Annotated in this window: 23 protein-coding genes; 5 read left to right on the plus strand and 18 right to left on the minus strand. The window is 61.9% G+C overall.

Features of this window, described 5'->3' with window-relative positions:
* Nucleotides 1-11 precede the first annotated feature (11 nt).
* The 16 genes from K5607_RS10765 to glmM all read right to left on the minus strand — a co-directional run bounded on the left by K5607_RS10765 (nt 12) and on the right by glmM (nt 14,519).
* The gene (locus K5607_RS10765; protein WP_054774230.1) at nt 12-773 is read right to left on the minus strand and encodes a protein phosphatase CheZ; all 762 of its coding nucleotides are present in this window, start codon (nt 771-773) and stop codon (nt 12-14) included.
* Between the two features lie 19 nt (nt 774-792).
* Nucleotides 793-1,173, minus strand: coding sequence for a chemotaxis response regulator CheY (cheY, locus tag K5607_RS10770; RefSeq protein ID WP_246598834.1), 381 nt, complete (start codon nt 1,171-1,173; stop codon nt 793-795).
* A 65-nt stretch (nt 1,174-1,238) separates the two neighbouring features.
* Nucleotides 1,239-2,003, minus strand: coding sequence for an RNA polymerase sigma factor FliA (locus K5607_RS10775; RefSeq protein ID WP_054774228.1), 765 nt, complete (start codon nt 2,001-2,003; stop codon nt 1,239-1,241).
* Nucleotides 2,000-2,881, minus strand: coding sequence for a MinD/ParA family protein (locus K5607_RS10780; protein ID WP_054774227.1), 882 nt, complete (start codon nt 2,879-2,881; stop codon nt 2,000-2,002). Before K5607_RS10780 ends, K5607_RS10775 begins: the two co-directional genes overlap by 4 nt.
* The gene (gene flhF, locus K5607_RS10785; protein ID WP_221047007.1) at nt 2,868-4,364 is read right to left on the minus strand and encodes a flagellar biosynthesis GTPase FlhF; all 1,497 of its coding nucleotides are present in this window, start codon (nt 4,362-4,364) and stop codon (nt 2,868-2,870) included. The genes K5607_RS10780 and flhF overlap by 14 nt, the downstream gene beginning before the upstream one ends.
* A gap of 16 nt (nt 4,365-4,380) precedes the next feature.
* A complete protein-coding gene (flhA, locus tag K5607_RS10790; RefSeq protein ID WP_221047008.1) occupies nt 4,381-6,471 on the minus strand; it encodes a flagellar biosynthesis protein FlhA in 2,091 nt (696 codons plus the stop codon).
* 49 nt (nt 6,472-6,520) lie between these two features.
* Entirely contained in the window at nt 6,521-7,654 is a 1,134-nt protein-coding gene (flhB, locus tag K5607_RS10795; RefSeq protein ID WP_221047009.1) for a flagellar biosynthesis protein FlhB, read from the minus strand.
* A gap of 9 nt (nt 7,655-7,663) precedes the next feature.
* Nucleotides 7,664-8,437, minus strand: coding sequence for a flagellar biosynthetic protein FliR (fliR, locus tag K5607_RS10800; protein ID WP_054774530.1), 774 nt, complete (start codon nt 8,435-8,437; stop codon nt 7,664-7,666).
* 19 nt (nt 8,438-8,456) lie between these two features.
* Nucleotides 8,457-8,726 (minus strand): flagellar biosynthesis protein FliQ, encoded by a 270-nt coding sequence (fliQ, locus tag K5607_RS10805; RefSeq protein WP_221047010.1) that lies wholly within the window; start codon nt 8,724-8,726, stop codon nt 8,457-8,459.
* Nucleotides 8,727-8,733: 7 nt separating this feature from the next.
* Entirely contained in the window at nt 8,734-9,477 is a 744-nt protein-coding gene (gene fliP, locus K5607_RS10810; protein ID WP_054774528.1) for a flagellar type III secretion system pore protein FliP, read from the minus strand.
* Nucleotides 9,474-9,992: a flagellar biosynthetic protein FliO gene (gene fliO, locus K5607_RS10815; RefSeq protein WP_221047011.1), complete on the minus strand. Its 519-nt coding sequence runs from the start codon at nt 9,990-9,992 to the stop codon at nt 9,474-9,476. The genes fliP and fliO overlap by 4 nt, the downstream gene beginning before the upstream one ends.
* Entirely contained in the window at nt 9,989-10,423 is a 435-nt protein-coding gene (gene fliN, locus K5607_RS10820; RefSeq protein WP_054774698.1) for a flagellar motor switch protein FliN, read from the minus strand. The genes fliO and fliN overlap by 4 nt, the downstream gene beginning before the upstream one ends.
* Before the next feature lie 17 nt (nt 10,424-10,440).
* Nucleotides 10,441-11,448 carry a flagellar motor switch protein FliM gene (fliM, locus tag K5607_RS10825; RefSeq protein ID WP_054774697.1) on the minus strand — a complete coding sequence of 336 codons (1,008 nt, stop codon included), beginning with the start codon at nt 11,446-11,448 and terminating at the stop codon, nt 10,441-10,443.
* Nucleotides 11,449-11,464: 16 nt separating this feature from the next.
* The gene (locus K5607_RS10830) at nt 11,465-11,989 is read right to left on the minus strand and encodes a flagellar basal body-associated FliL family protein (protein ID WP_054774696.1); all 525 of its coding nucleotides are present in this window, start codon (nt 11,987-11,989) and stop codon (nt 11,465-11,467) included.
* Nucleotides 11,990-12,115: 126 nt separating this feature from the next.
* Entirely contained in the window at nt 12,116-13,147 is a 1,032-nt protein-coding gene (locus K5607_RS10835) for a quinone-dependent dihydroorotate dehydrogenase (RefSeq protein ID WP_221048923.1), read from the minus strand.
* Nucleotides 13,148-13,178: 31 nt separating this feature from the next.
* On the minus strand, nt 13,179-14,519 hold the full coding sequence (glmM, locus tag K5607_RS10840; RefSeq protein ID WP_221047012.1) for a phosphoglucosamine mutase: 1,341 nt from the start codon (nt 14,517-14,519) through the stop codon (nt 13,179-13,181).
* A 206-nt stretch (nt 14,520-14,725) separates the two neighbouring features.
* Here glmM and K5607_RS10845 point away from each other — a divergent pair, with 206 nt between their 5' ends.
* The 5 genes from K5607_RS10845 (at nt 14,726) to K5607_RS10865 (ending at nt 21,035) form a co-directional block, all read left to right on the plus strand.
* On the plus strand, nt 14,726-14,923 hold the full coding sequence (locus K5607_RS10845; protein ID WP_221047013.1) for a hypothetical protein: 198 nt from the start codon (nt 14,726-14,728) through the stop codon (nt 14,921-14,923).
* Nucleotides 14,924-15,144: 221 nt separating this feature from the next.
* A complete protein-coding gene (locus K5607_RS10850; RefSeq protein ID WP_246598835.1) occupies nt 15,145-16,758 on the plus strand; it encodes a sensor histidine kinase in 1,614 nt (537 codons plus the stop codon).
* Entirely contained in the window at nt 16,755-17,210 is a 456-nt protein-coding gene (locus K5607_RS10855; protein WP_221047014.1) for a response regulator, read from the plus strand. The genes K5607_RS10850 and K5607_RS10855 overlap by 4 nt, the downstream gene beginning before the upstream one ends.
* A 3-nt stretch (nt 17,211-17,213) precedes the next feature.
* A complete protein-coding gene (locus tag K5607_RS10860; protein ID WP_221047015.1) occupies nt 17,214-18,938 on the plus strand; it encodes an EAL domain-containing response regulator in 1,725 nt (574 codons plus the stop codon).
* A 36-nt stretch (nt 18,939-18,974) separates the two neighbouring features.
* Nucleotides 18,975-21,035, plus strand: a complete 2,061-nt coding sequence (locus K5607_RS10865) for a putative bifunctional diguanylate cyclase/phosphodiesterase (protein ID WP_221047016.1) — start codon at nt 18,975-18,977, stop codon at nt 21,033-21,035.
* A 12-nt stretch (nt 21,036-21,047) separates the two neighbouring features.
* Here the strand turns inward: K5607_RS10865 and K5607_RS10870 are convergent, their stop codons facing one another.
* Nucleotides 21,048-21,764, minus strand: a complete 717-nt coding sequence (locus K5607_RS10870; protein WP_246598836.1) for a CbtA family protein — start codon at nt 21,762-21,764, stop codon at nt 21,048-21,050.
* Nucleotides 21,761-21,937 carry a CbtB domain-containing protein gene (locus tag K5607_RS10875; RefSeq protein ID WP_156302825.1) on the minus strand — a complete coding sequence of 59 codons (177 nt, stop codon included), beginning with the start codon at nt 21,935-21,937 and terminating at the stop codon, nt 21,761-21,763. The genes K5607_RS10870 and K5607_RS10875 overlap by 4 nt, the downstream gene beginning before the upstream one ends.
* Nucleotides 21,938-21,945: the final 8 nt, after the last annotated feature.

A 21,945-nucleotide genomic window follows, 5' to 3' on the forward strand; every position in this document is an offset into this window, starting at 1 on the left:
CTTATGTTTTTTTAGAAACCCAGACTCGACAACAGGTCGTCTACGTCGTCCTGCGAAGCCATCGTATTGCCCTTACGGTCATCAACGCCGGGCACCACCGGTCCCGTGCCTTGCAAATGCTCTTCCTCTTCCTCTGCCGGCTCGGACAATTTCGCCTCCGGCACATAACGCTTGCCGGAAATCCGCACCAGTTCGACCATGTTTTCCTCGACTTCCCGAACCAGCTCGATCACGCGCTTGATAACTTGCCCGGTAAGGTCTTGGAACCCTTGCGCCATCAGCACTTCGTTGAGTTTTCCCTGAATCAGCGCCAGTCCCTCGCGCGAATGGGAGAAGTGCTCGCTGATTTCCTTGGTAAACTCCTTGAACTCCTCGAACGGCATGTCCCGCTGCAAAAACCTATCCCAGCGCACCGCCAAATCGCCCACCTGCGCGGCGATGGCCTCCGATACGGGCAAGACCTCCTCGACTGCGTTCAGCGTGGTGTCCGCCGCCTGTTCCGTCATGGTAATCACGTAGTTCAAGCGTTCCTTGGCGTCGGGAATATCCTTCTCGGCCAATTTGACCACACGATCATCCAGGGAAAAGCTCATCATGGCGTCGTGAAATTGGCGCGTCAGCTTACCCAGCTCCAGAAACAACGCGCTGTCCCGCTCCGACGCCAGCGCGTCGATCAGCCTTTCCACTTCGGCGTGATCGTTCGCTTGCAGCGCAACGGTGAGAGCCTGGGCCTGCTCGATTCGAATGCTGTTGGCTTCTTGTTTGTCAGTCATTATCTGCCCCTGCAGGGAATCAACCGCCGGCCTCGATGCGCTCGAATATCTTGTCGAGCTTCTCTTTCAGCGTCGCCGCGGTGAACGGTTTGATGATGTAGCCGTTCACCCCTGCTTGCGCGGCTTCCACGATTTGCTCCCGCTTGGCTTCAGCGGTCACCATCAGCACCGGCAGATTTGCCAATTTGGGATCGGCCCGCACCGCTTTCAACAAATCGATCCCGTTCATGCCGGGCATGTTCCAGTCGGTTACCAGGAAATCGATGCCGCCCCCATGCAACTTGGGCAGCGCCGTTTGTCCGTCGTCCGCTTCCACCACGTTGTTGAAACCGAGTTCCCGCAGCAGATTTTTGATGATGCGCCGCATCGTGGAAAAATCGTCCACGATCAGGATATTCATGTTCTTGTCCAACGTTCACCACCTCAAACTGAAGTTGTTTAACCAAAAATATCGCGCCACCCGCGTTAGGCCGCGCCGCTTCGCTCGCCCTTCCCCGCCGCCCCGACTGCCCTCCAGTCTTGCATGCGCGTACGCAATCGCAGCATGGCTTGACTATGAATCTGGCATACCCGAGATTCGCTCACGCCCAAGACCTCGCCGATCTCCTTGAGATTGAGTTCCTCGTCGTAATACAGCGCCACCACCAATTTCTCCCTGTCCGGCAGGGCATCGATGGATGCCGCCAAAGCGGCCTGGAACTTCTCCTGCTCCAAAACCTGCTCCGGACCACCGTCCACGCCGGCGGAGTCGTCCCATTGCTGGTTGCCCGCCTCCATCATTTCCTCGATGCTGAAAATGCGGCAGGCAACGCCATCCTGCAAAATTTGGTGATACTCCGCCAAGCTGATTCCCATCCGCTCGGCCACTTCGCTGTCGCGCGCCTCCCGTCCCGCCGCCGCCTCCACCGCCTGAATCGCCTCCGCCACTTGGCGGTATTTGCGATGCACGGAACGGGGAGCCCAGTCGGCGCGCCGCACCTCGTCCAGCATGGCGCCGCGGATGCGAATTCCAGCGTAGGTCTCGAAGCTGGCGCCCTGGCTATGATCGTATAGGCGCCCCGCTTCCAACAGGCCCAACATGCCCGCCTGGATCAAATCATCCACCTGGACGTTGGGCGGCAGCCGCTGAATCAGGTGGTAAGCAATACGCTTTACCAACGGAGCGTGCTGCTGAACCAGCGCATCCATATCAAGCGACTGCATCGCCGCATAGCGGTCAATCCCGCTCATAACACCGGGTTTGCATGACCCAAGCCGGACTGAATCAGACGCTCGACGAAAAACGCCAACTGCCCGCCGTTTTCCATCCCCATAGGCATGTTGTCCACCCGCTGCGCCAACTGATGGAACGCGTGCGACGCGGCGCTTTGCGGAAACGCCTGCAACACCGCGGACTGCCGCTGCACCGCCCGGCGCAAACAATTGTCGTAGGGTATGAAACCGAGAAACGCCAACGCCACGTCCAAATAGCGGTCCGCACCTCTGCATAATTTATCAAATAAGGCTTGGGCCTGTTGGGCATTCTGTACCATGTTGGCCACAATCTGGAACCGGTAAATACCGTAATCCCGGCTTAACAGCTTGATGAAGGCGTAGGCGTCGGTCAACGACGTGGGTTCGTCGCACAATACGACGATGATGTCCTGACACGCGCGGACAAAGTTGACCACGCTGTTCGAAGTGCCCGCCGCCGTGTCGACGATGAGGTAATCGAAATCCTGGTTGAATTCGCTGAAGGCACGAATAATGCCCCCTTGCTCGGTAACGGAAAGATCCGACATGCGTTGAATGCCGGACGACGCCGGAATCACCTTGAGACCGCCCGGCGCCTCCACCAAGACCTCTTCGAGGGTACGCTCGCCGCTCAACACGTGAGAGAGGTTGTAGCGCGGCTGCAGCCCCAGCAGTACGTCCACATTGGCCAAGCTCATGTCCGCATCGAACAACAAGGTTTGCCGTCCCAGGGCGCAAAGCGCCATCGCCAAATTGACGGAAATATTGCTTTTGCCTACCCCGCCTTTACCGCTGGTTACCGCCAGGGCCCGCACCGGCTTCAATTGGGCCATTCTACGCAGACCCGCCGCCTGGTCTTGTCTAGGAAGCGCCATTGGCTATCCAATCTTCGAAACCATAACCACCCGTCCCGTCGCCATCTTCGTGGACCGAGTCGAAACATCCCTGAACCAAATCGTCCGCCCGGGCCACATGCAGGTCTTCCGGCACTTGCTGACCATTGGCCACGAAAGACAACGGCAAACGATGCTGCATCAATACCGACAGGGCCGCCGCGGGCTGGGCCGCCTCGTCCATTTTGGTCAGTATGCAGGCCTTGGGCTGGCAGCTGCCGAAAGAACGGATGACCGCTTCCAAGCCGCGCAATTGGTTGGCGGCCGACATCACCAAATAGGGCTTAATGGGGATGACGCAATCCTTGATCATGGACAACTGCTCGGCCAAGCGGGCGTCGTGCTGCCCCATGCCGGCGGTATCGATCAGGGTGAGCTTTTTGTCGAGGAAGCCCTGCAGGGAGCGCCTCAGCTCCTCGGCGTTGCTGGCGATGGCGACCGGCACGTCAAGCAACCGGCCGTAGGTGAACAAATGATCGTGGGCGGCGATTCGGTAATTATCCACCGTCACCAGGGCGACCTGCCTAGGCCCATGCTTCAGCCTGAATTTGGCCGCCAGCTTGGCGATCGTGGTCGTTTTTCCCACACCGGTCGGCCCGACCAGGGCGACGATGCCGCCGTACTCCAACAATTGATCGTCCGCCACCGGCAATTGCCGCACCAACAAGTCTTTGGCCTGACGCCAAGCCTCTTCGCTGTCGGTGAGGGTGGATAGCCGATTGGCGATGTTCAGCGCCACCGCCTTCGCAAAACCGCGGTCGCACAAACCGCGCAACAAATCCAAACGGGTGGTGTTGCTGTCGCGGGAAGCGGCTTGCCAACCGGCCTCCATCAAGCGCATGTCCACCACCTTGCCCAAGCGGCGCAACTCCTGTTGCAGCACGGCCAACACTTCGGCGTTGGCGCCGGCCGCTGGCGCCGGTTGCGGCTCGTGGGAAAAACGACTGGCGGCGGACGCGTCCTCACCGGCCGAACGGAAATGGGCGTTCGGCGCTGGCCTGGACGCCTTAACGGTGGCCGGAACCGTCTCCGTATTGTGGCCGCCCCCCACAGAAGGGGTGGCTCGCGCAGGCGCAGGCGTCGCGCCCCGCAGCCGCGCCAACAAACCAACGGTGCTGGTGGAAGGCTCCAAACGCGAACGCGGCCTGGGGGCCTCGGGCCGCTGCTCGCCCCGCGGAGTCGGCCGGGTGGCGCGCAACGGCGGCTCGTCCGCCACCGCGGAGGACAAAACCGGCGCCGAGACTTGGGGAGCCGGAGCGGACATGGCCACCTCCACGGACTCCGCCGCCTCCGCGTCCTCCAACTTATCCCGCAGAGCCTGCTCGTCGAAATCCAACGCCGCGACGATTTCGACGCCACCCTCCACGCGGCGGTTCGACAGGATAACCGCGTCCGGCCCCTGCTCGTCCCGCACCATCCGCATGGCCTGACGGATATCCGGCGCAAAATATCTTTTGATCTTCATCCCCTATACCCCGCACTCAACCGCGTTTGCCTATGGCCGCGACCACTTTGATTTGCCTGTCTTCCGGAATTTCGTTGTATGCCAACACGTGCAATCCGGGAATGCTTTGCCGGACGAAACGCGCCAGCCATTGCCGTATCGGCGCGGACACCAGCAGCAAGGGCGGACGGCCTTCCATTTCCAGCCGCTGCGCATGCTGTTCCAACGCCTTTTGCATCTGCTCGGCCAAACCGGGCTCGATGCCGACGCCATCCCCCCCGGTGCCCTGGACAATCTTAAGCAATAACTGTTCCAGCTCTGAATCGAATGTAATGGCGGCGATGTCTTTTTGGCTGCCGCACAGGTTTTGCACGATCAAGCGCCCCAGCGAGGCCCGCACGGCGGCCGTCAACGCGACGGGATCCTGACTGCGGGAGCCGTAATCCGCCAAGGTTTCGGCGATGCTGCGGATGTCCCGGATAGGAATCCCCTCTTGCAGCACGTTTTGCAGCACCTTGACCAGCACGCTGAGAGGCAACGTCTTGGGCACCAGGCTCTCCACCAGTTTCGGCGCCGTTTTGGCCAAACCATCCAACAGCTGTTGAACCTCGTCGTGCCCCAAGAGCTGATGGCCCTGAGTTTGCAAAATATGGCTAAGGTGAGTGGCGATCACGGTACCGGGATCAACCACCGTATACCCCAGGCTTTGCGCTTGGTCACGCTGGTTGGCGTCCACCCACACGGCTTCCAGGCCGAAGGCCGGATCTGTGGTCACCGTGCCGCTCAAGGGACCGAACACGCGCCCCGGGTTGATCGCCATCACCCGCTCGGGAAACACCTCGGCCTCCCCCACCGTCACGCCAAGCAACGAAATGCGGTAAGCGTTGGGCTTCAAGTCGAGATTGTCGCGAATGTGCACGGAAGGGATGAGGAAGCCCAAATCCTGGGAAAGCTTTTTGCGCACCCCTTTGATCCGCTGCATCAGCTGGCCGCCCTGGTTTTTGTCCACCAACGGAATCAGGCGGTAGCCGATTTCCAAACCGATCATGTCCACCGGCGCCACGTCGTCCCACCCAAGCTCCTTGACCTCTCCGGTCGGCGCCACGGGAACCGGCTTGGCCTGCGCTTGGGCGCGAATCTGCTTCTGACGTTGCACGATGGTGTACCCGCCCCAAGCCATCCCTCCCGCCAACAAGAGAAACGGTACGTTGGGCATGCCGGGAATAATGCCCAGCAGCCCCACCACCCCGGCGGTGATGTACAAGGGCTTCGGATCCTCCAAAAATTGGGCGGCGAATTGCGAACCGATATCGCCGGTGGCGGTCGGCACGCGCGTCACCAGCATGGCCGCGCCGATGGACAACAGCAGCGACGGAATCTGCGCCACCAAACCGTCGCCGATGGCGAGCAGGGTGTAGGTTTGCGCCGCCTCGGCGAAGCCCATGTGGTGCTGCAATACGCCGACGATGGCGCCGCCGATCATGTTGATGAAAAGGATCAGGATGCCGGCGACGGCGTCGCCGCGCACGAACTTGCTGGCACCGTCCATGGAGCCGTAGAAATCCGCTTCCATGGACACTTCCTTACGGCGAGCGCGGGCCTCATCCTGGTTGATGAGGCCGGCGTTAAGGTCCGCGTCGATCGCCATCTGCTTGCCGGGCATGGCGTCCAAGGTAAAACGAGCGCTCACCTCGGCCACGCGGCCGGCACCCTTGGTCACCACGACAAAATTGATGATGGTCAGAATGGCGAACGCCACGATGCCGACCGCATAGTTGCCGCCCACCACGAAGTCGCCGAAGGCCTCGATCACCTTGCCGGCGGCGTCCCCACCCTCGTGGCCTTTGAGCAACACCACACGGGTGGACGCGACGTTCAATCCGAGCCGCAACAAGGTCGCCACCAGCAGCACGGACGGGAAAATAACGAAATCCAGCGGGCGCAGGGTGTAAATCGCCACCAGCAGGATGATCAGCGACAGCGCGATATTGAAAGTGAACAGCAAATCCAGCAGGAACGCCGGCAAAGGCAACGTCAGCATCATCAGCATCAGCATGATGAGCAGCGGCGCGCCCAGCCCCAGGCTCCCGACGCCTCTTAACTTTGCAATGATTGCGGTTGCTTGCATGACTTAACGGGATAAACGTTCAATGGGTTGACGGACAGCCGGCGGCCCGCTAATCATGGGCCAAATCCGGAGGGATCGGCAAATCGCGAGGCTCCGGCGGCGGGACGGCCCCGGTTTGGCGAGCCGCCCGCAACTGGTAGACGTAGGCCAGCACCTGCGCCACCGCCATATACAAACCGGTCGGGATTTCCTGGTCCAGTTCGGTGGAATAATACAGCGCCCTGGCCAACGGCGGCGCCGGCAGCAAGGGCACGCCGGCGCCGGCAGCGGCATTGCGAATCTGCGCCGCCACCAAATCGGCGCCCTTGGCCACCACCCGCGGCGCGGCGGCGACGCCGCCTTGCTGATACTGGAGAGCCACAGCGTAATGGGTGGGGTTGGTCACGACCACATCCGCCTTCGGCACCGCCTCCATCATGCGCCGCACGGCAAACTCCATCTGCATTTGGCGTATTTTCTGCTTTACCTGCGGACTTCCTTCCGTTTCCTTGGATTCGTCCTTGACCTCCTGCTTGGTCATACGCAGATCGCGCTTATAGGTCCATAGCTGCACCGGCACGTCCACGGCGGCGATCAACACCAGCGACAGCGATAGAACCAACAATGAGAACCCGAGCATATCGGTGGAAGTCGCCAACGCCGACATCAAAGGCAGATCGCCCAGCCCCAGCATCTTGTCCCAATAATGGCGCAGCAACCGCCACGAGACGATGCCGATCAGGAGCACTTTGAACACCGATTTGACCAGTTCGATCAAGCCCTGCATGCCGAACAAACGCTTCAGGCCGTTCCAGGGATTGATCTTGCTGAACTTGGGCTCGATGGCCTCGGTGCTGAAATTCCATCCGCCCAGGCCGATAGGCGACGCCAACGCCACCACCACAGTCAAGGCCAGCAAAGGCCCGAATAGCTTGACCATTTCCCACACGGCATCGGCGAAGTGGCGCACCATGGCGTCGGGATAAAACGCCTCCTCCCGGCTCACGCGGAACGACTCCTCCATCATGCGCGCCATGCCTTGCGCGAAATGGCCGCCGAAAGACCACAGGACAAAGGAAGCGGCGACCAGCATCGCCGCGGTGTTCAACTCGCGGGAGCGCGGAATCTGGCCCCGGTCGTGGGCCTGCTGAAGCCTTCGGCCTGTGGCCTCTTCTGTACGGTCTTCCTTATCGCTCTCGGCCATGGCGCGCCACTACACCAGCAAAAACGAACGCACCAAGCCGTAAGCCTCGCGCAGCAATCGCGCGGCATTCTGCACCGCTTCCGGAATCAAGGACCACAGCAAAAACAAGCCCGCGCCGATGGTAAGGGGAAATCCGACGGAAAAAATACTCAGCTGCGGCGCCGCGCGAGTGGCCACCCCCATGCCGATGGTGATGAACAACAGCACGCTCATGATGGGCAAAGCCATCAGGATGCCGCCACTAAACACCAGGCTGGACCAGGCCAACAAGGCTTTCAAAGCCGGCAAGCCGATGCCGTCAACCCCTACGGGAATCGTCTGAAAACTGTCCGCCAGCATTTCAATCAGCAGCAAATGGCCGTCTGTCCCGAGAAAAATCAGGGTCGTCAAAATCAAATAAATTTGCGCCACCACCGGCACTTGCACGCCGGTCTGGGGATCGATCAACGAAGCGAAGCCCAGCCCCATGCTCAAGGACACGATATTGCCGCCGTACACCGTGGTGGCGTAGACCAATTGCAGGATGTAGCCGGTCAACACGCCGATGAACAACTGTTGCGCCACGGTGGCGAAACCTTCCAAGCTGAATAAGGCGATGGCGGGCGGCGTCGGCACGGCCGGCGCCAATGCCAGGCTGATGACCACCGCCAGGATCAAACGCGCCCTGGCCGGCACCCCATGGCTGGTAAACACCGGCAAACTGATGAACAAAGACCCGACGCGCAGCAACGGCCACATAAACCGCCCGACCCACTCCAGCATCTGCGCTTCACTGTAATGCACGGCGCTCAATCCAGCGGCGTCAACCGATCAAGCTCGGGATGCTGCGAATCAGATCGCGCGTGTAATCCATCAGCGTGGTGATCAACCAGGGCCCGGCCAGCACCATGACCGCGCCGATCACCAGCAGTTTTGGTACGAATGTCAGGGTCTGCTCGTTGATGGAAGTGGCCGCCTGGAAAATGGCGATGATCAAACCGACCACCAGGGCAGTCAACAAAATCGGCGTCGTCACGATCAAGGCGACCCACAACGCCTGCCGCCCCAATTCCGTTACCGTATCCGGGGTCATCGCCGCCTCACGTTACGTAGAAACTAGCCGCCAAGGTTTCCATAATCAGCGACCAGCCGTCCACCAGCACAAACAACATCAGTTTGCAGGGCAAGGAAACCATCACCGGCGACAACATCATCATACCCATGGACATGAGCACGCTGGCCACCACCAAGTCGATGATGAGAAACGGCAGAAACAACATAAAGCTGATCTGGAAAGCGGTCTTCAACTCGCTGGTGACATAGGCGGACACCAACACCGTGAACGGCAGCTGCTCCGGGCCGTCCACATCCTTGCCGTTGGAAATGCGCAGAAACATGTCGATGTCCGCATCGCGAGTCTGGCGCAACATGAACTCGCGTATGGGCACGGCGGCCTTCTCCAGCGCCACCGGCGCGGTAATGCGCTCCTGCATATAGGGCTGCACGGCGTCGATGTTGATGCGCTCGAACACCGGCAACATGATGAACAGCGTCAACAACAAGGCAATGCCGATCAAAACCTGGTTGCCCGGCGTCTGCCCCGTCCCCATGGCTTGCCGCAACAGCGAAAGCACGATGACGATGCGCACGAACGAAGTCATGGACAGCAAAATCGACGGCAACACGGTTAGCGCCGTCATCAAGGCCAGGATTTGGATGGTGACCGAATAATCCTGCCCCCCCTGGCCGTTGGCGGTCACGCTCATGGCGGGAATGCCCGGCGCGGCCCACAGCTCCGACGCGAACGCCGACAAAACCAGCAGCAGAACCAAGCCGCGGCTCATGGTTGGACCTGCTTGCGGCTCAGCCAACCGCTGAGGTGGCGCGCAAATTCCCCCTCGCCGTTCCCGGGGCCGCCCGAGGCTTGCTGCGGCTCGGCTTGCATACGATCCTCCCCCTCCAACACGCATAACGTTTCGACACGCCCGGGGCTCACGCCCAGCACCAGTTGCTTGCCGCCGGCTTGCACCACGACCACTCTCTCGCGGGTTCCCAGCGATACGCCGCCGAGCACCTTGAGTTGGCGGCTGGCAACCCCGACGCCTGCGCCGAACCGGCGCAGCAGCCAAAAAAACACCGCCAGCGCGCCAAACACCAACAACAGGGCGAACAGCCATTGCGCCCAACCCACCACGGGCGCCAGGCGAGGCGCCGCCGAAGCCGGCGCGCCTTCCGTCGCCAGCGCGGCAAAAGGGCAAACGAGCGCAATCGCTCCCCACGACGCAGCCGCGCCGGGATAGCGTCGCCCCCCCAACGACCGAGGCGCAAGGCGGCCATGGCCCGGCATCGAATCCATCATTTGAGTTTCTTAATCCGCTCCGTGGGGCTGATCACGTCGGTCAGGCGTATGCCGAATTTGTCGTTGACCACCACCACTTCGCCGTGGGCGATCAGGCAGCTGTTGACGAACACGTCGAGAGGCTCACCCGCCAAGCGATCCAGTTCCACCACGGACCCCTGGTTCAACTGCAGCAGGTTGCGAATGCTGATTTTGCTTCGGCCGATTTCCATGGCGATGGTCACCGGCACGTCCAGAATAACGTCCAGGTTGACGTCGTTCTTCGGCAACGACAAGCCGCTGCCCGGCGGCAAAGGCTGGTCATCCACGGTGAAGGCCGCGTCCGCCTGGGCCGCCATATCGGCGGCCACGCCCTGCTGCGCGGTCAGCGCGGCCGCCCAATCGTCGGCGATACCCGCGGTATCTATCGGTTCATCTTCAAGTTCGCTCATGGCCTAATCCGCTCCCTTTAACTTTTTCTAAGTTTGAGTCGGTCGGCATCGCCCACCGCCCGGGTGATTTTTTCATCCACCTGAAAGCCATAATATCCCTGGGAAACGCACATATGCCCCGCGAAGACGGGAATGTCCTCGGCGATCAAATGGATCCGCTCAGGCATTTCGAAAGGAATGACGTCTCCCGCCTTGAGCTCCAGCATTTCCTGCACGGTCAACGCCACCCGCGCCAAAGTGGCGTGCACTTCGACCTCGGCGTCATTGACTTCCCGCTCAAGGCTCACCCGCCAACGATCGTCGGTATCGCCGCGGTCGCTTTGAATACCGGCGTCGAGCAACTCCCGGATGGGCTCCACCATGGAATAAGGCATGGTGACGTGCAAATCGCCGCCGCCGCCTTCCAACTCGATATGGATGGTCGACACCACCACGACTTCCGTCGGGGTCACGATATTGGCGAATTGGGGATTCACTTCCGAATTCAGGTACTCGAATTCCACGTCGAGCACCGGCGACCACGCCTCCACCATGTCCTTGAAGATCAAGTCCACCAGGATGCGGATCACTCGCATCTCCGTCGGCGTGAATTCGCGGCCTTCGATCTTATTGTAAAACTGTCCGCCGCCCCCGAAAAAGTTGTCCACCGCGGTAAACACCAAACGCGGGCTCAGCACCAGCAGGGCTCGGCCGCGCAGGGGGTGGATGCGGATCAGGTTGAGGTTGGTGGGCACGAACAAGCTATGCACGTACTCAGAGAACTTCACCAACTGGATGCCGGACACGGCGATTTCCGCCGAGCGGCGCAGGAAATTGAACAAGCTGAGGCGGAAATTACGCACAAACCGCTCGTTGATCATTTCTAGCGTGGGCATGCGCCCGCGCACGATGCGGTCCTGGCTGGTGAAGTCGTAGCTGCGGGCGCCGACGTCGTCCAGATCCCCTTCGGTATCGATGGCGCCGTCGTCGACGCCATGCAGCAGGGCGTCGATTTCTTCCTGGGTTAAAAGGTCGGTAACCGCCATGGTGGTTCTATCTTCTTTATTGCAAGATAAAGCTGGTGAAAAACACTTGCTCCGCCGCCGCGTCGGGCAATTGCTGCTGGATCACCTTGTTCACCTCCTCCAGCACCTTGGCTTGCAAGGCCTGCTTGCCCTCGGTTTTTTTCAGTTCGGCGGGATTTTGCCCGGCCAACAACACGCCGAGATTGTTGCGCAGCATGGGCATGTGCTTTTTCAGCACATCCGCCACCCGAGGATCGTAAGCCAGCACGGTGACGCCCACCTGCAACAGGCGCGCTTCGCTGCCCGGCGGCAAATTCACGACCATATCCCGATCCAGCGGCAGATAGAGGGGCTCGCGCGGCGGGGGCGGGGCTTCCGCTTCGGCATGTTCTTCGGATTCGCCACCGGAACCCAGCTTGATCACCCCCGTCACGTACAACAGCACGCCGCCCATGCCCAGCACGATCACGATCAAGGCGATGACGACATACAGTAAAACTTTGGATGGCTTGTCCTCTTTGCCCTTCCCCAGGTCCAAATCGCCTTTATCTGCTTCGGCCATAATTAAACGTCTCCCGGTCTTAGATTTCGTTTATACAACATTCAAGCCAATCCAGTCGGATAAAGCCGCGCAAGGCCGCCGCAGACCGAAAAGCAGGCACCGGCGGCCGGACGCGCCAAAATTCCGTCACGTCCTGCGCGCTTGGCGCAAAGCCTCGGCCACTTCCGCCACCAACGCCGGCCCTCGATAAATCAAGCCGCTGTATAGCTGCACCAAGGCGGCACCGGCCTCCAATTTTTCCAGCGCGTGGCGGCCGTTCATGATGCCGCCGGCGGCGATGATCGGCAGCCGCCCCCCGGTACAAGCCGCCAGGCGCCGCACCACGGCCGTCGATTTGGCGGTCAACGGCGCGCCGCTCAAGCCGCCAGTCTCGTCGCCGTGGCGCAAACCGGCCACGCCTTCGCGCCCCACCGTGGTGTTGGTGGCGATGACGCCGTCGATGCCCAACTCCCGCAGCAAGCCGCCGATGGCCTCCACCTCGCCCTCCGACAAATCCGGCGCGATTTTCACCACCAGCGGCACATACCGCCCGACGGTGCGGGCCAGGGCGCCCTGCTCCGCCTTCAGTGCCCCCAGCAGCGCCCGCAATTCGTTCTCCCCCTGCAAACGCCTTAGATCCTTGGTATTGGGAGAGGAAATATTCACCGTCACGTATCCGGCATGGACGTATACCTGACGCAGGCCGGCCAAATAATCGTCCGCCGCCCGCTCCAACGGCGTGTCGAAATTCTTGCCCAGGTTGATCCCGAGTATCCCCCGATAGCGGCTGGCCTGCACCTGGCGCAGCAGATGCTCGACGCCGTGGTTGTTGAAGCCCATGCGGTTGACGATGGCCTCCGCCTCCACAACCCGGAACAAACGCGGTTGGGGATTGCCCGGCTGGGGCCGGGGCGTAACCGTGCCGATTTCCAGGAAACCGAAGCCCAATGCCGCCAAGCCGTCGATGCATTCGCCGTTCTTGTCCAATCCGGCCGCCAAGCCGACCCGATTGGGAAAACGCAGCCCCATCACGTCGACCGGATCGTCCACCCGCCCTCCGGCCACCAAGCCGGCCATGCCGGACCGCTCCAGCCAGCGCAGGCAGCGCAAAGTCAACTCGTGGGCGGTTTCCGGCTGCAAACGGAACAAAGCCGGCCGCAGCAAGCCATAAACATCCATCAAGCGCTCCTCCTCGCCGTCGACAGGGCCGTCATGCCGGCAGAGACTCAACCAGGGCGTCCGCCATCCGCTGCGCCCATTGCTCCACCTGGCCGCCGTCGCGGCCTTCCACCATGATGCGGATCAACGGCTCGGTGCCGGACGGGCGGATGAGGATGCGGCCCCGGTCGGCCAACTCTTTCTCCACTTCGCGCCGCACCCGCTGGAACGTGTCCAAGCCGTCCAGGTCCACCCGTTGCTTGATGCGCACGTTGAGCAGGGTCTGCGGGTACTTTTCCATGCCTTTTTTCAAATCGTGCAAGGTCTGCCCGGAGCGGGCCAAGGCCGCCAGCACCTGCAAGGCGGCGACGATGCCGTCGCCGGTGGTGGTTTTGTCCAGGCAAATGAGGTGGCCGGAGGTTTCGCCGCCCACCACCGCGCCGTGCTTGAGCATGGCTTCCATCACGTAACGGTCGCCTACCGCCGAACGGTGCAGGGCCAGGCCGCGGCGCCCCAGGGCCTGTTCCAGGCCGAGATTGCTCATGACCGTGCCGACCACCGAGTCGCGCACCGTGCCCTCCTCCTGGCCCAGCACGGCGATGATGTAAAGCAGCTCGTCGCCGTCCACCAACTCGCCTTTATGGTCGACCATGATCAAGCGGTCGCCGTCGCCGTCGAAAGCGATGCCCAAATCCGCGCCGTGCTCCAGCACCGCCTGGCGCAGCTTTTCCGGATGGGTCGACCCATAACCGTCGTTGATGTTGACGCCGTTGGGGCTCACGCCGATGCGCACCACGGTGGCGCCGATCTCCTCCAGCACGTGCGGCGCCACATGGTAGGTGGCGCCGTTGGCGCAGTCCACCACGATGCGCGTACCGGAAAAATCCAGGCGAGAAGCGATGGTACTCTTGCAAAACTCGATGTAACGGCCCGCCGCGTCGGGAATGCGGGAGGCCTTACCCAGTTGCAAGGATTCCACGGTGTTCATGGGTTGATCCAACTGGGCCTCGATGCGCATCTCCACCTCGTCCGGCAGCTTGGTGCCCTCGGACGAGAAAAACTTGATGCCGTTGTCGTAATAGGGATTGTGCGAAGCGCTGATGACGATGCCGGCCTGGGCGCGGAAGGTGCGCGTCAAATAAGCGATGGCCGGCGTCGGCATGGGGCCCAGCAACTGGATATTGACCCCCGCCGCCGCCAAACCGGCCTCCAGCGCCGACTCGAACATGTAGCCGGAAATGCGCGTGTCCTTGCCCACGATGACGTGGGAATAGCCGTCCACGGCCAACACCCGGCCGGCGGCCCAACCCAACTTCAACACGAAGTCGGCGGTGATGGGCGACTCGCCCACTTTGCCGCGAATGCCGTCGGTACCGAAATATTTACGCTTCATTGACTCTCCGTAGGACTGAAACCGGCTGTGCGAAGCCTCGCCATGCCGCCAAAGCGGCGCGCCGCGACACGCCAAGCACACCCGTTCTAATGCGCATAGTTTACCACCGCCGCAAAGGCATACCTAAGCCGCGCCCCATGCGCCGCGCCCCGCTTTGGCTATAATCCGAACTCGGCACACCGCCGCCACCCCGCGAGGATACCGTCATGCAAAACTTCTTTGACGCGGTCAACGCCTATTTGCTGCACCATCCCGATCTCCTGGCCTATTTGCACTTCCTGTTCCGCCTCAAGGCGGGTTGCCTGCTGCTGATCATGGGCGTGTTCCTGTTCCTGGTTTACCGCGAAGACTGGCGCGACTGGCGCACCGCCAAACAGCGCGCCGATTGCCGCCTGGCCGCCTGACGCGAACGCCGTTCCGCGCCCGGCGCTTCGCCCGGGCCCATTCCCCGCCAGCCGCCGGGCAACCCCAGCGGCGGGGTGGGGATTTTGATGTTGCGCAACATCAACCAACATCATCTAATAGCCCGAAGAAAATCGGCGAAAAAGCGCGGCATAAGGCCGCCCGACATCCCTTTGCGGCACAACGACAACAGCGAACGGCCGGAGCCGCTCACGACGCAGGCATGAACAAACTCACCAACGACAACGCCGACCTGGCGGCGGCCATGGGCATCAGCGAAGAAGAAATCGCCCGCCGCCATGCCTTTCTGCATTTCGGCCCGGCCGAAGCCTCCGTGCTGCGGCGGGTCCACGACCACCTCAAAGGCCGGCACGGCCCTTTCGTCGACAGCTTCTACGCCCATCTGCACACTTTCGAGGAAACCCGCGCCATGCTGGCCGATCCGGCCCTGGTGCAGCGCCTGAAACAAAAGCAGGAAGCCTATTTCGACAGCCTCACCGCGGGCGAATACGGCCTGGCCTACGCCACGGAGCGCTTGAAAATCGGCTTGGCCCACCAGCAAATCGGCCTCAAGCCGCAGTGGTACGTCGGCGCCTACGGACAGTACCTGACCTGGATGCTGCCGGAAATTTGCCAAGCGCTGGAACAGGACGCCGAAGCCAGCATGGCCGCCATGCTGGCCCTGATGAAAACCATCTTGTTCGACATCGAACTGGCCATCAACGCCTATTTCCACGCCGATCACGAAATGTTGCGCCTGTTCGCGCAGGTGTTCGAAAGCAATATCGAAGGGGTGCTGATCACCGACACCCAAGGCCGCATCCTGCACGCCAATCACAAAGTAGCAGCCATCGCCGGCTATCAACCGCAAGAGCTGATGGGAAAATCCGTGCAGCTGCTACTCTCCGCGCAGGAGCAAGGGGACTTCGCCGAACACTGGACGGATGCGAAAGCCAGCGGCATCTGGCAGGGAGAAGCGCAGTTTCAAGGGTGCGACGGCCATCGTTTCCCGGCCTGGGTCAACATCAGCGGCGTCAAGGACGAAGCCGGCGCCACCACGCACTTCGTGGTGGAATTTTCCGACATCACCGAATACCGCAACGCTCAGGAGGCCCTGCAGGAACGCACCGACGAATTGGCCCGCTCCAACAAGGAACTGGAGCAATTCGCCTACGTCGCCTCCCATGACTTGCAGGAGCCGCTGCGCATGGTCGCCAGCTTCACCCAGCTGCTGTCGCGCCGCTACAAGGGAAAGCTGGACGCCGACGCCGACGAGTTCATCGGTTTCGCGGTGGACGGCGCAACGCGCATGCAGCGCCTCATCAACGATTTGCTGGCCTATTCGCGGGTCGGCACCCACGGCAAATCCTTGGAGCCCATCGACGCCAACGTTTCGCTGCAACGGGCGCTGGCCAATCTGCGCTTGGTCATCGAGGAAAGCGGCGCTGAAATCGTGTGCGACACCTTGCCCACCGTCACAGGAGACGCCTCGCAGCTGACCCAGCTGCTGCAAAACCTGATCGGCAACGCCATCAAGTTCCGCGGCGACGCAGCGCCGCGCGTGCAACTGACGGTGACGCCGGAAGAGAAAGCCTGGCGATTCGAGGTGAGGGACAACGGCATCGGCTTGGCGCCCGAATTCGCCGAACGGATTTTCGTCATATTCCAGCGCCTGCACACCAAGGAACAATATCCGGGCACGGGGATCGGCCTCGCCATCTGCAAAAAAATCGTGGAACGCCACGGCGGCCGCATCTGGGTAGAATCGGAACCGGGACAAGGCGCAGCCTTTTGTTTCACCCTACCGAACACCGCATCGCAGGAGAGGAGTTTATGACCATGGAAACCGTAGGCCGGCCGGCCGAATTCCTGTTAGTCGAGGACAATCCGGGCGACGTGCGCCTGACCCAGGAAGCCCTGTACGAAAGCAAGGTGCGCAACAACCTGAACATCGTCGGCGACGGCCAGGAAGCGCTGGCGTTCCTGCGACGGGAAGGCAAATACGCCGACGCGCCCCGCCCGGACGTGATCCTGCTGGACCTCAACCTGCCGAAGAAGGACGGCCGCGAAGTGCTGGCGGAAATCAAGGCGGATCCCTCCCTCAAGCGCATCCCGGTAGTCGTCATCACGTCCTCCGAGGCGGAACAAGACATCATCAAAAGCTACGACCTGCACGTCAATTGCTACGTCTCCAAGCCGATGGACTTGGACCAGTTCGTCCGGGTCGTGCAGTCCATCGAGACCTTCTGGTTGACCATCGTCAAACTGCCCTCCGAAGTGGACGACTAACCCATGCAAGACGCTCCCGCGAAACTTTTGTTGGTCGAAGACAATCCGGGCGACGCCCGGCTGGTAGAGGAACTTCTCGTCGACGACAAGCAATGCCATTTCCAATTGGTGCGCGCCAATTCCCTCGGCTCGGCGCACGACCAGCTGGAACGGCACGACGTCGCGGCCATATTGCTGGACCTCAAGCTGCCGGACGGCGAAGGGCTGAACACGCTGACCCGCATCCACACCATGGCCCCCGGCATCCCCATCGTCGTGTTGAGCAGCGAGGAGGACGAAGGGCTGGCGATCCGCTCGGTACAGCTGGGCGCCCAGGATTTTCTGGTGAAAGGCAGCATCAACGGCCTGCTGCTGCGCCGCTCCCTCAGCTACGCCATCGAACGCAAGCGCATGGCGGAACAGCTGCACCACCTCGCCCACCACGACGCCCTCACCGGCCTGGCGAACCGCAAATTGTTCTACGACCGCCTGCAGCGCTCCATCAACGCGGCGCGCCGCTCCGGCAAGCGCGCGGTGCTGATGTTCCTCGACCTGACCGGATTCAAGGCCATCAACGACTCCCTGGGCCACCAGGTGGGCGACTTGCTGTTGCAAGGCGTCAGCCAAAGGCTCACCGACTGCGTGCGGGCCAGCGACTGCGTGGCGCGCCTCGGCGGAGACGAATTCACCGTCCTGCTGGACGACGTGTCCGGCCCCGAAGACATCCTACCCATCGCGCAGAAAATCCTGGGCGCGCTGTCCGAGCCGTTCACGCTGGAAAGCGCGCACCTCGTCACCCATGCCAGCCTGGGCGTCGCCCTGTTTCCCGACGACAGCGACGACGCCGCTTCCCTGGTGCGCGCCGCGGACGCCGCCATGTACCAAGCCAAGGCAGCCGCCCCCAACGACAGCTGCTTCCGCTTCTTCTCCAAGGAATTGGCCGCCAAAACGCAAGGTTACGCGGACTACGCCCGGCGCCTGGGCGAGGCCTTCGAGCAAGGCGAATTCGTCCTGCACTATCAGCCGGAAGTGGACATCCGCAGCGGCACGGTCATCGGCATGGAAGCGCTGCTGCGCTGGCAGCACCCGCAAGAAGGGCTGCTGATGCCGGCGCGTTTTATGGACGCTTTGGAGGAAACCGGGCTGATCGTGCCCGTCGGCGCATGGATATTGCGCAGCGCCTGCGAGCAAAACACCGCCTGGCAAAAAATGGGATTACCGCCGCTCGCCGTGTCGGTGAACATCTCGCCGCGCCAGTTCCGCCAGCGCGATTTCGTCGACAGCGTCGCCGCCGCCCTGGAGCGGACAGCGATGCGCGGCAGCCTATTGGAGCTGGAGTTCACCGAGGATTTGCTGCGCGAAAACGAAGAGCATTCCGTGCGGACGCTGGACAGCCTGAACCGGCTCGGCGTCAAGCTCACCCTGGACAACTTCGGTAGCGGCGTGGTTTCCTTCAAGTCCCTGATGAAGTTCCCCATCCACGCCATAAAAATCGACCGTTCCTTGATCCAGGACGCCAGCCACAACGCCAGCGGCGCGGCCATCGCCAAGGCCGCCATCGAAGTGGCCCATATTTTCCACATCAAGGGCTTGGCGGAAGGCGTGGAAACGTCCGCCCACCTGGACACGGTCAAACGCATCGCCTGCGACGACGCCCAGGGCTATTTGTACAGCCCTCCCCTGCCGCCGAGCGCTTTCGCCGAATTGATACAGGGTAACCGTCCCTTGCATGAAAATAGCCTGCAGTAATGCCTCCGAACACGGCGCAATCCTGACGTTACCGGCATGAAAATACTCCTGGTCGAGGACAACCTGCCCGACGCGGTGTTGCTGCGCGAATTGTTGCGTAGCGACTGGCGCGAACCGCCGGAACTGGTCCACGCCATCGACATGTCCGACGCGCTGCGCTGCGTGCAGCGAGAGGCTTTCGACGTGGCCCTGCTGGACCTATCGCTGCCGGACGCGTTCGGCGACGAGACCTTCCGCCGCCTGAACCGGCAAGCCCCTAACCTGCCGATCATCGCCCTCACCGGCCTGGACGACGAAACCCTGGCGACGGAGCTGGCGCAAGCCGGCGCCCAGGACTACTTAGTCAAGGGCCATCTGGATGCAGGCATACTGCACCGGGCGATCCGCTATGCCATCGAGCGCAAGCGGGCAGAGGAAAAGCTGCGCCTGGCCGCCACGGTATTCGAAAGCACCTTGGAGGCCATCCTCATCACCGACGCCAACGGCGCCATCATCAGCGTCAATCGGGCCTTTTGCGACATCACCGGCTACAGCGAAAGCGACGTGCTCGGCCGCAACCCCAACTTGTTGCAATCGGGCCGCCACCGGCGCGGCTTTTTCCGAAAAATGCGCGATGCCCTGGGCCGCAAGGGACAATGGCAAGGGGAAACCTGGCATCGGCGCAAAAGCGGCGAAATCTTTCCCACCTGGATGAACGTCAGCGCCGTAGGCTACGCCAATGGCGAAGTCAGCCATTATGTGGGGGTTTTCACCGACATCACCGACCTCAAGCATTCGGAAGAACGGTTGGATTACCTGGCCCACCACGACACGCTCACGGGCCTGCCGAACCGGCTGCTGTTCCACGAACGACTGCGGGAAGCCGCCCTCCACGCCCGGCAAAACAACCGCATCATCGCCCTGATGTTCCTGGACCTGGATCGCTTCAAGATCGTCAACGACACGCTCGGACACACCGTGGGCGACGAGCTCCTTGCCGCCGTGGCGGAACGCCTGCGCAACTCGGTGCGGGCGTCGGACACGGTGGCGCGCTTGGGCGGAGACGAATTCGCCGTCGTCGTCAGCGACATGACCGACGGCAGCGATATCGCGCACCGGGCGCAAAAAATCATCGATACCCTGTCGTCGGCCTTTTCCGTCGGCGGCAACGAGGTCTTCGTCACCACCAGCATCGGCATCACCCTGTTCCCCAACGACAATGGCGAGTGGAGCAAAATGGTGGAAAACGCCGATGTCGCCATGTACCACGCCAAACAGCAAGGCCGCAACAACTACCAGTTTTACACGGCGGAAATGAACGCCTGCGCCTACGATCAGTTGATGCTGGAAACCAGCCTGCGCCACGCCCTGGAACGGGACGAATTCGTGCTGTACTACCAGCCGCAGATCGACATGCCCAGCGGCGACATCGTCGGAGTGGAGGCCTTGATACGCTGGAACCACCCCGAGCTGGGCCTGGTGCCGCCCAACGACTTCATTCCCCTGCTGGAGGTCACCGGCCTCATCGTCCCCGTGGGCGAATGGGTGATCCGCACCGCCTGCCGGCAAGTGAGAACCTGGCTGGACGAGGGCCATCCGCCGCTGACCATGGCGGTGAACCTGTCGGCGCGGCAGTTCCGCGAACAGAATTTAAAAAGCAACATCGCGGCGATCCTGGCGGAAACGAACATTCCCGCCAACCTGCTGGAGCTGGAAATCACCGAAAGCATCGTCATGGAAAACGTGCAGGAGACCGTAGAAATACTACGTCAGTTCAAAGACATGGGACTGAAGGTGGCCATCGACGATTTCGGTACCGGCGCCTCGTCCCTGAGTTATTTGAAGAGTTTTCCGGTGGACACGCTCAAAATCAGCCACGACTTCGTCCTCAACCTCCCGGCCGACAACGACGACGCCGCCATCGCCAAAGCAGTCATCACGCTGGCGCGCAACATGAGCCTGGGCAGCGTGGCGGAAGGCGTGGAAACGTCGGAACAGATGGATTTTTTGCGCTTGCAGCAGTGCGAACGCATGCAAGGCTATTTATTCAGCAAGGCCTTGCCGCCGGAACAAATGGCCGCTTTGCTGGAGGAACGGCGGCGCGCAGCAGCCACATAGCGAAACGAGGCCCTAGCTCCCCGCCGTGCCGCACCAGCGCCTGAACAACCCGGCCGACGCGGCCCCCAGCGCCAGCCAGAACAAGGCGTTGCTGACCAGCGTCGCCGCTCGAAACTGGGCTTGCAGCGCCTCGGGAGCCAAACTGAGCAGCGCGGGCGGTTGCGGCGCGCCGATAACGTGGGGCGCGGCCAGCAAAAACACCGCGGCGACCCGCAATTGCCAACGCCCTTGCAAGAACAGCAGCGCCAATCCGCCGGCCGTCGCCAGGACGGTGCCCAACCACCAATACTGGCGCGCCGCCAAGTCGGCCGCGGCGGTGCCGGGCAGTTCCGGCGGCAAGCCCAAGCCCGGCGCCACGAAAAACGCCGTATAACCCGCCAATCCCCAAGCCAGGCCCTGCTTCACGCCCAACGGACGACGCAGGGAAAACAACCCGACCAAGATCAAGGCGTGGCCGATCCCCAAGGCGCCGTTGGCGGCGGCGGTGGACAGGGTACGCTGCCAACCGTCCTCAGGCTGCCACGCGGCCTCGCCGGCGACCAGCGTTTCGGACGGCACGGCGGCGGAATCGTGATGGAGGGAGTCGGACCCGGCCTGCGCGTCCTCGTAGGTTTCCGCTTGCAGAATCAGCGGCGTCACCCACCACGCTTGCGCCAGGGTCAACGGCAGGGAGGCCAGGATGCCGGCGAGCGCCGCGCAAGCGGCGATGCGGCCGAACCGCAGGCTCAATGGCAGGGGAAACCCGCCGAATGGCGCGTATCGTGGGTTGCGTTGTGCACGGCATCCACCCGGGCAAAGCCGACAGCGAGCACCAAGCCGAAGCCCAACAACACGGCGCAAGCGGCGGATAGTAGACGCGCGGACTCGGCGCCGGCCAGCCTGGATATCGCTTGAATAGCCATAGTCATCT

This window comes from Methylogaea oryzae (genome assembly GCF_019669985.1).
GTDB classification, from domain to species: domain Bacteria; phylum Pseudomonadota; class Gammaproteobacteria; order Methylococcales; family Methylococcaceae; genus Methylogaea; species Methylogaea oryzae.